The sequence below is a fragment of the Moorena sp. SIO3I6 genome, assembly GCF_010672095.1.
Genome location: NZ_JAAHHU010000010.1, coordinates 22,282 through 33,337, shown reverse-complemented (window position 1 = coordinate 33,337; position 11,056 = coordinate 22,282). Strand labels below are relative to the sequence as shown.

General features: G+C 45.3%; 7 protein-coding genes and 1 pseudogene. 1 reads left to right on the top strand and 7 read right to left on the bottom strand.

Going from position 1 to position 11,056, the window contains the following annotated elements; genetic code table 11:
• Window positions 1–1,443 (bottom strand): FHA domain-containing protein (locus tag F6K49_RS05995; RefSeq protein ID WP_293095009.1); only part of this gene is annotated, 1,443 nt, incomplete at its 3' end.
• Between the two features lie 270 nt (window positions 1,444–1,713).
• Window positions 1,714–3,498 carry a 4Fe-4S binding protein gene (locus tag F6K49_RS05990; RefSeq protein WP_293047691.1) on the bottom strand — a complete coding sequence of 595 codons (1,785 nt, stop codon included), beginning with the start codon at window positions 3,496–3,498 and terminating at the stop codon, window positions 1,714–1,716.
• Between the two features lie 1,521 nt (window positions 3,499–5,019).
• Here F6K49_RS05990 and F6K49_RS05985 point away from each other — a divergent pair.
• Window positions 5,020–5,283, top strand: a complete 264-nt coding sequence (locus F6K49_RS05985) for a hypothetical protein (RefSeq protein ID WP_293095006.1) — start codon at window positions 5,020–5,022, stop codon at window positions 5,281–5,283.
• A gap of 254 nt (window positions 5,284–5,537) precedes the next feature.
• Here the strand turns inward: F6K49_RS05985 and F6K49_RS05980 are convergent, their stop codons facing one another.
• The 5 genes and pseudogenes from F6K49_RS05980 to F6K49_RS05960 form a co-directional block, all read right to left on the bottom strand.
• Entirely contained in the window at window positions 5,538–7,040 is a 1,503-nt protein-coding gene (locus F6K49_RS05980) for a 2Fe-2S iron-sulfur cluster-binding protein (RefSeq protein ID WP_293095003.1), read from the bottom strand.
• A 119-nt stretch (window positions 7,041–7,159) separates the two neighbouring features.
• Window positions 7,160–7,847: pseudogene (locus F6K49_RS05975) on the bottom strand (RNA-guided endonuclease TnpB family protein); the annotation flags it as partial.
• 34 nt (window positions 7,848–7,881) lie between these two features.
• On the bottom strand, window positions 7,882–8,469 hold the full coding sequence (locus F6K49_RS05970) for an IS607 family transposase (RefSeq protein WP_293048202.1): 588 nt from the start codon (window positions 8,467–8,469) through the stop codon (window positions 7,882–7,884).
• A 236-nt stretch (window positions 8,470–8,705) separates the two neighbouring features.
• A complete protein-coding gene (locus F6K49_RS05965) occupies window positions 8,706–10,490 on the bottom strand; it encodes a 4Fe-4S binding protein (protein WP_293095000.1) in 1,785 nt (594 codons plus the stop codon).
• Window positions 10,491–10,851: 361 nt separating this feature from the next.
• Window positions 10,852–10,980 (bottom strand): hypothetical protein, encoded by a 129-nt coding sequence (locus tag F6K49_RS05960; RefSeq protein ID WP_293019151.1) that lies wholly within the window; start codon window positions 10,978–10,980, stop codon window positions 10,852–10,854.
• Window positions 10,981–11,056: the final 76 nt, after the last annotated feature.

The following is an 11,056-nucleotide window of genomic DNA, read 5'->3' as shown; positions in this document are numbered from 1 at the left end:
CTGCCGTTCCTCGTCTTCCAGAGCGTCAGGCTGTTCATCATACTCTACCTTCCCTTCTATAAGCTTTCGCTTACAAGCACCACAGGCTCCCATGCGGCAACCGCTTGGTAATGGCACCCCTTCTTGTTCAGCCACATCTAGGATGACATCCTCCGCATCACAGGTAACCTCTTTTCCAGACTCAGCAAAAACCACAGTGGGTTCATTAGAGGTTGATGGTGATTCTACTAGGTGTAGTCTAGGACGATCTTCCCCTTTGACTGGTTCAGGATTTGTTGCTGCTGCTTTCTGTTTATTCTGTTTTGAGGGCTTTTTGCCGCCAAAGCTCTCTTCATGGTAGTTTTCCATCGGGAAGTCTAGACCGGCTAGCATCCCTTTCACCCCTGCCATAAAGGGATTCGGACCACAGACATAAACAATGCGATCGCGAAAATCTGGAGCCATCTGTTGCAGCATGGCTTGATTGAGTCTTCCGGTATAACCCGACCAACCTTGATCGAGTTCTGGGCGAGTCGTGGTAATCGCCAGCTTAAAATTAGGGTAAAAAGCTGCCATCAACTCTAATTTCTGACGGAAGATGATGTCTTGTGGGCTACGAGCACTGTGGACAAATACAACATCGACATCAGCACCGGTATCACAAAGCCATTTGGACATGGACATCATCGGGGTAATGCCACTACCTGCTGAGATCAACAGCAGTTTATCAGCCCTATGGTCAGCACAGGTAAATTTCCCCATTGGAGCATTTAATCTCACCTCGGATCCGACTTTAATGTTGTCGTGCAACCAGTTAGACACCAAACCCGCTGGCCGATCAGGAGCGTCTGGTGGTGCTGGAACTCTCTTGACAGTAATTTCCAAGGTATGAGGACGTGAGGGGGCCGAAGAGATGGAGTAGGAACGCTTTACTGCTTTGCCATCAATCTCCAAATCCAGAGTGACAAACTGACCTGGCTTGTAGCTGAACAGTATTGGTGGTTCGGCCACGAAGCGGAATGTTTTCACATCATCGGTCTCATCAATCACCTGTACACAGCGGACAGTAATCTCACCCTTAGTCCACTGCTTTATGCCAGTGCTATTACCATCTACAACTAGGTTTGGTTCCTGGTTAGAGCCATAGAGCTGTAGGTCTTTGACCAACAAAACAAATTCACCGATGCGGATGATGTCATCTTCCTTCAGGAGCCAGTTTTGGTTAACATCTACCTCCTCATTATTGATCCGAGAGCCATCTGTGCTACCGAGGTCAGTAAAGAAACACTGTCCCCCAAGGCATACAATTCTGCCGTGTACACGACTTACGACAGGACTATCCAAGACTAGGTCACAACTCGGGTGGCGGCCAATCAGATACTCACCTTGAATTGCAGTTTCCGGTTTCAGGGTTTTTTCCTGTAACTCGTTAGTTTGGTAGTTGATGATTGTAGTCGTAAGCATGTTTTGTATCACTCCAAATTACCGAAATATTGGGTCAATTGCGTCAATTGCTGAAATTTATGAAGGGATTCTCTATTTTGAGTTCACAATTCATCTCAACTTGTCTTGATCGGTAGTACCCTCGGCCTGATCCACTAGTAAGTAAGTGTTTTATAAGTGTTTTACCAGTGGCTATATAATTATCAGCCTTTTTTTTCTTTTTATGAAAAATAATCTTCTTGTTCCTCCTCGTATCACCCTGTTGAATGTACTATCTAGGAACACCTTGGACTAGTCATGATCACCTAGTTGATTGTTGTCATCTTTGCGGTCTTTTAGCAGCTTGGTGCGCTGATCAGAACGATTCTGCTGGCGGGATTCCCTGAGGATAGTGCGTTGGTTAGAAGTACTAGTCTTCTGGTGCTCTTTGATGGTGCTCAGTACCTGATAGGGGTCTCGTCGATAGTGGGGATACAAGATCGGTAAGTTTTCTTGCTCCTTACCAAGTTCTTCTAAAACCTGATAATGTTGCTGATCCTTGATACCCAGTTCATCCCGGATCTGCTGCAGAACCTCGAGACTACTAGCGGAATTGACATGTCCAGCTTGGATCGCTTCTCTTAACACCCCTTTGTATACCCCCAAGCGGTATTGTTGGTTAGCACCAGGTAGGGTTTTAGCCAGGATGTGTAATTCCTCAGGTTTGAGTTCATCCACGGAACGACCTTCCAGAAATTCCGAGAAGTCCAGGGGTAGCTTCTTCAGTTGACGGCGCAACTTGTCTGCCAAACTCTCCTGGGTATATTGGTGGGAACTACGACCCCAAGTTCGATAAAGCCATAAGCTACTCACCAGAATCACTACACTCTGAAACAGGAATTGCACTAGGACAGGGAAGCGATTAATTTCGGGACGACCCCCATAGATGAAGAAGAAGTTAAAGGCAATAAAGGTACAAATGGAAAAGACTCGGTGCAATACCTGCTCGTGAGTGATAGATTTGTTTTTTCGCCACAGAGCAGCTTTGTATAGCTTCTCTAGCTTGGTACAAATTACACAACTGAGGGCAACGAAGACAACGAAGGTAAGAGGAGTTGCCACCAGTTTAGGAATCCCAATCGGGTGATTCATGATGTAAAACCCTGGCTTGAAAAGGGAACCTAACTGATTTTCTTGATAGGCCCAAGCCCCAGACATGTAATAATCGAAGTTTCCTGCATACAACCAGGAGTAGACGAAATAGCCAATCACCAGGCCTAAATAACCGTATTGGACTAATTTCCGACCAGGCTTAGTCAGTTGTTGCCAGTAGGCTTTTTCGGAATCGATATCCATACAAGGGGACTTACAACTGATACAAGCACTTTTTTCAATACCTGTGGTTTGGTCTACCGTGCGGCACATGGACTGGGTAATAGTTTTTGGCGGTGCGTTGTGAGCTTCAGTGCCAAACAATCCCCGTGGTCCAATAAATACCATCTGAACGATGCCAAATGGACAGACATAATGACACCAACTTCTGCCACCATAAAGGAATACCATCATCATGGCGGATACGATAGTCAAGCTCAGAAACAAACCCAGAACCAAGCGCTCAGAGTTACAAAATAGAATCCGGCAGTTCAACCCGATAAATAAAATGGCAAACTGCACATATAAATGGTTCCGAACCAGCCAATAATTTTTGCTGATATCCCGCTTTGGCTGTAATCCCAAGGCTCTGGGAATTTGGGATAGAAAGTAAAGTGGGCAAATGCGTCGCCAAGTCTCATGACCGAATACCAAGACAATCATGATGGCGCTAGGCACGATCATGCCCCAAAACAATCGCGCTCCCAGGGCATAGGGTTTTTCATCTAGGCATACTCCCTGGACTTGAACACATGGGTCTCGGGTGAGCATGGGATCCCGAAATAGGCTGAATAGATGATCAGGATCAGTTAAATTGTGTGAGATCGGGTCATAAAACAACGATAAAATTAATATTAGCCAACTAATCACTAGCAGCCAACGGACTCGGTGCCAACTTTGTTCTGGTACCTTTGACAGCATCACTTTAACCCCCTTTTGCTCCATTGTGGGAAACAAGTTCAGGCATTGGCAGTACCTGTTTGGATACTTCTTAACAGCTAGCACCGAAACCAATGCTGAGGATGAGCATTACCCGTCTTTGGGCATAATCTACTCTATAACACCAGCAAGAGTTAGGTAAACCCTCTTGAGCTTGGGTTGGTTGGTAACCTAACTAGAACCTAAGCTTTCTGAATCACCAGTTACTTATCTGCTTGAGTCCACATTTTTTATGCCGCACTTTACGAAAAAAAAACGCACAGGACTCTAATCTGACAGTAGGTTAGACATAGCTCTACCTGTTGTCAGAAAGAGAATTGTTTGAAATTGTTCGAAAGTGCTCTTAGCTCTACCCGATGTGGTTGGGTCAGTTAGCTTTTTACCAATTCTGAATAGGCTGATCGGTTATGGAGAGCTTTTTTAAAAGCTCTAGGTGCTCTCTCTCTTGTCTCAAATCAGCACAAACTGCTCCCATTGGACAGCGGTATTGGGGAAATTTCCTCGCTCACCCTCTCATCAACATCGGTTTAACTAGGTTTAACCAATAGGCCTCACTAAACTAGGCATCAATCACCACTTAGGCCCTTGGGTAGTTAGGGTAGCTTGGGCAACTCCTTAATCGAGGTTTATAGATGGATCTCAACAGCTCCCAGGAGTTAATCCACAAACTAACCGAATCTTGACGGATAATCATCATATGCACCCTTCTAGTTATCTGAATAAAGGATTTTTAGCTTTGTTTAGCTTCACAGATAGTTTATCAGATGAATGGATAAACGTAAGCATTCAGCAGGGCAAACGCTTCAAAATTCTATAAGCCTTACTCAGAAAAAATTTGAAAATTGATAAGCATTAATACTTATCGTATGAATCTCATATCCAGTAGGGGTTTCAAAATAAGATGCGTTTACCCTCAAGCATTCAGGTGGTGGGGTTGACAAAAGGGAAAAGATGAGTAGTATTTTAGAACCATGGAAATTAACCACCAGCCATCCCCAACAGCTTTGAAGCTCTCGAACTCCTGCCCCAATCGGTTCTGGTGGAGCTGGTGCTGCAACAAGCAACTAGGTGCTTGAACAACTGATCGTTGAGGTGGAACGCCTCAAAAGTCTGCGGTCGAAAGACAGCAAAACCTCATCAAAGCCCCCATCAAGTGACCTGATTAAAAGGTCAGAGAAACCAACCAAGAAGGAATCGGACTCCTGTGAACGCAAACCCGGAGGCTAGCCACTGTTGACGATTTTCTCCAAATATCTGGCAGTATCTCCAAAAATATGGCACGACTTTGATTAGTTTTCTAGTGTCATTGAAAACATTCTGGTTCCTTGAATTGAAGCCGAAAACCAAAGCAAACCATGATAGTGGTTGCGTTTTCTATTAAACACAGATAATTGCGCCAAGAGCGGAACAAAACCGATCTTGGCCAAAGGAGATACCCCCTGGCTGCGAGAGCAGCTTGCAGAGCGTGGGCTAAAATCTGCAAAGTAGATTTTGGTAGCTAAAAAGTATCGGAAAACCTGAAAAGGTATGGCGCGAGTAGACCCCTCGATGGTAGTCGAACCTCAAAGCTGTCCGGTATGTCAGGGAAACCACTGGGAAAGTAAGTGTGAGTCAACCCGAAGCTATGTCGTGGCTCAACTGGTAGAGCGTCCCATCGAAATTGTAGAGTACCAGCTTAAAGCAAGGGTGTGTCACCACTGTGGAACTCTGGTTGGGGGGGAGTTACAGGATTTTGTCATCCCCGGACAAGACAAGAAGCGCGTTCCTTGCTCCGAATGCTGGCGAAAGTGAGGCATCCGCTTATGCTTCTTGGGCGAAATTGCTGAGTGGGATTGCTGTCTTGTCGGGCTCAGGGTCGTTCAGCTGTTGAGTTTTTGGGACGAACGCGCCCCGCGTGGCCATAGGCCAATCTCTTTCCTTGGCAGTGCGGGAGCGTTCTCACGAATTGTCTCTGATTCCTGGCTTTGAGTAATTGGGATGGCTTTGTCAACCCCTACACCTGAATGCTTTCCATTCATCATTATTGAACCCTTGACAAGACATGTTTAGGCGCTAACCACTACTCGTCCTACAGGACGAGCCACACAAGTCAAAATCATCCCTTCCTGCCGTTCCTCGTCTTCCAGAGCGTCAGGCTGTTCATCATACTCTACCTTCCCTTCTATAAGCTTTCGCTTACAAGCACCACAGGCTCCCATGCGGCAACCGCTTGGTAATGGCACCCCTTCTTGTTCAGCCACATCTAGGATGACATCCTCCGCATCACAGGTAACCTCTTTTCCAGACTCAGCAAAAACCACAGTGGGTTCATTAGAGGTTGATGGTGATTCTACTAGGTGTAGTCTAGGACGATCTTCCCCTTTGACTGGTTCAGGATTTGTTGCTGCTGCTTTCTGTTTATTCTGTTTTGAGGGCTTTTTGCCGCCAAAGCTCTCTTCATGGTAGTTTTCCATCGGGAAGTCTAGACCGGCTAGCATCCCTTTCACCCCTGCCATAAAGGGATTCGGACCACAGACATAAACAATGCGATCGCGAAAATCTGGAGCCATCTGTTGCAGCATGGCTTGATTGAGTCTTCCGGTATAACCCGACCAACCTTGATCGAGTTCTGGGCGAGTCGTGGTAATCGCCAGCTTAAAATTAGGGTAAAAAGCTGCCATCAACTCTAATTTCTGACGGAAGATGATGTCTTGTGGGCTACGAGCACTGTGGACAAATACAACATCGACATCAGCACCGGTATCACAAAGCCATTTGGACATGGACATCATCGGGGTAATGCCACTACCTGCTGAGATCAACAGCAGTTTATCAGCCCTATGGTCAGCACAGGTAAATTTCCCCATTGGAGCATTTAATCTCACCTCGGATCCGACTTTAATGTTGTCGTGCAACCAGTTAGACACCAAACCCGCTGGCCGATCAGGAGCGTCTGGTGGTGCTGGAACTCTCTTGACAGTAATTTCCAAGGTATGAGGACGTGAGGGGGCCGAAGAGATGGAGTAGGAACGCTTTACTGCTTTGCCATCAATCTCCAAATCCAGAGTGACAAACTGACCTGGCTTGTAGCTGAACAGTATTGGTGGTTCGGCCACGAAGCGGAATGTTTTCACATCATCGGTCTCATCAATCACCTGTACACAGCGGACAGTAATCTCACCCTTAGTCCACTGCTTTATGCCAGTGCTATTACCATCTACAACTAGGTTTGGTTCCTGGTTAGAGCCATAGAGCTGTAGGTCTTTGACCAACAAAACAAATTCACCGATGCGGATGATGTCATCTTCCTTCAGGAGCCAGTTTTGGTTAACATCTACCTCCTCATTATTGATCCGAGAGCCATCTGTGCTACCGAGGTCAGTAAAGAAACACTGTCCCCCAAGGCATATGATTCTGCCGTGTACACGACTCACTACAGGACTATCCAAGACTAGGTCACAACTTGGATGGCGGCCAATCAGATACTCACCTTGAATTGCAGTTTCCGGTTTCAGGGTTTTTTCCTGTAACTCGTTGGTTTGGTAGTTGATGATTGTAGTCGTCAGCATGTTTTGTGTCACTCCAGATTACCGAACTAATGGGTCAATTGCTTCAATTGCTGAAATTTATGAAGGGATTCTCTATTTTGAGTTCACAATTCATCTCAACTTGTCTTCATCGGTAGTACCGCTTTGTGATGTAGTTCATTTACCAGATTCTGAATTCTGATAACCATTCTTCTAGCCGCTTTTATCATGGGGCGTTTCTGTCTTCCCTTAGCTTTACTGATTATTAGATATCAGATTATAATGGTGCTGACACAGCCGCTGAATTCGAGAAAATTCACCTTCTCCGATTTTGCCTACAGAATTCTCACTAAAAAAAGTCAGGAAAGTTCTAACACCAGGATCTAAGGCAACTACTCTACCTTGGTTTTCGGTTTGGTTTTTTGTTGTCTTATAGGGGACTACCAAATAGTAATCCCCATTGGTGCTAGTCAACCTAAAATCGCAAATCTTGTCGGGAAGAGCTTCAGTAAAAGTCAATTACCCTAGTTTGGTGTGATAGATTCCTTTGTTTGAAACAGCCGATTTTGGGATATAACAAGACTGAACAGGATGCTGGCGAGATCTGAACCTGACCCGATTAATTTGTCCAGTCAAGTTGTATTTCTTTTTGGCTTCCCTGACAGCGGTGCAAGCATCCTTAATCGCTATAGATTTGATTTGATCAGGCACTGTCTTGCACCACTCGGGTAAGTCATTTAATATCGCAGTTTTAATAGCTTTCCAGTTAGCTTTAGTTTCTCCATCTTCAAGGATTTTGACGGTCTTGTTAAATACATAACGGGACACTCCAAACCATTGACGAACCATTGTTCGCGTAGCGTGGCCTACGGCCAATCGTTGTTCAGGGCTTAGGAACACTCGAATCTTCTTGGATTTTTTTGCCGTATTTTCGGAGTCCGTGGACGCGGCAAGAGAAGACGTGAATGATGGAGAGAAGATCTGCGGTAACTTCTGATTCTGGACAGCTTTCAGGGTTGTCGAGAACCAGGATTTTTCCACCGTTGAGACCGACCAAGTACTCAATGATTTCAAACCCAAACCGGGTAAGTCTGTCTCGACAGGCAACAACAATTGTGAGCTGATCTCCTCGCACGATTCGTTCCAGTATGGCTCGAAGCCCCTTCCTTTTGTAGTTGAGCCCTGAGCCGATGTCTTTAATGATTTCCGCTTCCGGAAAGAGGGAGTGCAGATAGGCGACTTGCCTGACGAGGTCGTCTTTTTGCTTGCTGCTACTGACTCGACAGTAGCAGATAGTTGCTGGCTGCCTTGATTCCCTTTTTCCGAGGCTGAGCAGGCTTTCTGTATCAAAGAGCCGGTAACCACTTGGGGTTCGCTCGCATTTAATCGTGCCATTGTCTGCATACTTCCGAAGAGTGTTCCTAGAGAGTCCCGTAAGTTCGACCGCCTTACGAAGTGGTATTAGTGTCATAGATATAGTCTAACAATTAATTGGATATTTTGGTAGACTATGTGACCCTTTTATTCCCTGGCTACTAACCCTTACCCTCGGCCTGAGCCACAAGTAAGTAAGTGTTTTATAAGTGTTTTACCAGTGGCCATATAGTTATCAGCCTTTTTTTTTCTTTTTATGAAAAATGCTCTCTTTTTTCCGGTATTTCATCCTCGTCTCACCCTGTTGAATGTACTATTTGGGAAAACCAAGGACTAGTCCTGATCACCTAGTTGATTGTTGTTATCTTTGCGGTCTTTTAGCAGCTTGGTGCGCTGATCAGAACGATTCTGCTTGCGGGATTCCCTAAGTATCGTGCGTTGGTTAGAAGTACTAGTCTTCTGGCGCTCTTTGATGGTGCTCAGTACTTTATAAGGGTCCGGTCCATAGTGGGGATACAAGATTGGTAAGTTTTCTTGCTCCTTACCAAGTTCTTCTAAAACCTGATAATGTTGCTGATCGTTTATACCCAGTTCATCCCGGATCTGCTGGAGAACCTCGAGACTACTAGCGGAATTCACATGTCCAGCTTGGATCGCTTCTCTTAGCACCCCTTTGTATACCCCCAAACGGTATTGTTGGTTAGCACCAGGTAGGGTTTTAGCCAGGATGTGTAATTCCTCAGGTTTGAGATCATCGACGGAACGACCTTCGAGAAATTCCGAGAAGTCCAGGGGTAGCTTCTTCAGTTGACGGCGCAACTTGTCTGCCAAACTCTCCTGGGTATATTGCTGGGAACTACGACCCCAAGTTTGATAAAGCCATAAGCTGCTCACCAGAATCACTATACTCTGAAACAGGAATTGCACTAGGACAGGGAACCGATTAATTTCGGGACGACCCCCGTAGATGAAGAAGAAGTTAAAGGCAATAAAGGTACAAATGGAAAAGACTCGGTGCAATACTTGCTCCTGAGTGATAGATTGGTTTTTTCGCCACAGAGCAGCTTTGTATAGTTTCTCTAGCTTGGTACAAATTATACAACTGAGCGCCACGAAGACAACGAAGGTAAGAGGAGTTGCCACCAGTTTAGGAATCGCAATTGCGTGATTCATGATGTAAAACCCTGGCTTTAAAAGCGCACCTAACTGATTCTCTTCATGGGTCCAAGCCCCAGACAGGTAATAATCGAAGTTTCCTGCATACAACCAGTAGTAGAGGAAATAACCAATCACCATGCCTAAATAACCGTATTGGACTAATTTCCGACCAGGCTTAGTCAGTTGTTGCCAGTAGGCTTTTTCGGAATCGATATCCATACAAGGGGACTTACAACTGATACAGGCACTTTTTTCAATACCTGTGGTTTGGTCTAAGGTGCGGCACATGGACTGGGTAATGGTTTTTGGCGGTGCGTTGTGAGCTTCAGTGCCAAGCAATCCCCGTGGTCCAGTAAATACCATCTGAACCATGCCAAATGGACAGACATAATGACACCAACTTCTGCCACCATAGAGGAATACCATCATCATGGCGGATAAGATAGTCAGGCTCAGAAACAAACCCAGAACCAAGCGCTCAGAGTTAACAAATAGAATCCGGCAGTTCAACCCGATAAAGAAAATGGCAAACTGCACATATAAATGGTTACGAACCAGCCACGGATTTTTGCTGATATCCCCCTGTGGCTGTAACCCCAAAGCTCTGGGAATTTGGGACAGAAAGTAAAGTGGGCAAATGCGTCGCCAAGTCTCATGACCGAACACCAAAACAATCATGATGGCGCTAGGCACGATCATGCCCCAGAACAATCGCGCTCCCAGGGCATAGGGTTTTTCATCCAGGCACACTCCCTGGACTTGAACACATGGGTCTTGAGTGAGCGTGGGATCCCGAAATAGGCTTAATAGATTATCAGGATCAGTTAAATTATGTGAAATCGGGTCATAAAACAACGATAAAATTAATATTAGCCAACTAATCACTAGCACCAAACGCACTCGGTGCCAACTTTGTTCTGGTACCTTTGACAGCATAGCTTTAACCCCCTTTTGATCCATTGTGGGAAACAAGTTCAGGCATTGGCAGTACCCGTTTGGGTACTTCGTAACAGCTAGCACTGAAACCAATCCTGAGGATGAGCATTAGTCTTTGGGCATAATCTGCTCTATAACACCAGCAAGAGTTAGGTAAACCCTCTTGAGCTTGGGTTTGTTGGTAACCTAACTAGCACCATTGATTTTGAGTCACCAGTTACTTATCTGGTTGAGTCCACACCTTTTATGCCGCAGTTTCCGAGTTGTTAACATAACTTTACAAAAACCACCCAGATAGTTCTAATCTGATGGTTATAATACAACATTTAGCTAGACATAGCTCGACTTGCTGTCATCAATAGGATTGCAGAATTGCTTGGAATTGTTAAAACCTACTCTTAGCTCTACCTGATGTGGTTGCGGAAGTTAGGGTTTTACCTGTTGTGAATAGGCTTTGGCTTGGTGATAAGATAGCGATCGCATCTTCATACTCCTGAAGTGCAAAAATCGCCAATCCCCGGTTTTAGTAGCCCCGGAAATGCGAATCGCGAGTAATTAACGAAAAGTGTTAGTTATCCCAATTGATTGTA

Bases quoted from the DNA above. Each gene is read 5' to 3' on its own strand.
- F6K49_RS05985 (WP_293095006.1), top strand. From the start codon at position 5,020: ATGGCGCGAGTAGACCCCTCGATGGTAGTCGAACCTCAAAGCTGTCCG.
- F6K49_RS05980 (WP_293095003.1), bottom strand. From the start codon at position 7,040: ATGCTGACGACTACAATCATCAACTACCAAACCAACGAGTTACAGGAA.
- F6K49_RS05990 (WP_293047691.1), bottom strand. From the start codon at position 3,498: ATGGAGCAAAAGGGGGTTAAAGTGATGCTGTCAAAGGTACCAGAACAA.
- F6K49_RS05970 (WP_293048202.1), bottom strand. From the start codon at position 8,469: ATGACACTAATACCACTTCGTAAGGCGGTCGAACTTACGGGACTCTCT.
- F6K49_RS05965 (WP_293095000.1), bottom strand. From the start codon at position 10,490: ATGGATCAAAAGGGGGTTAAAGCTATGCTGTCAAAGGTACCAGAACAA.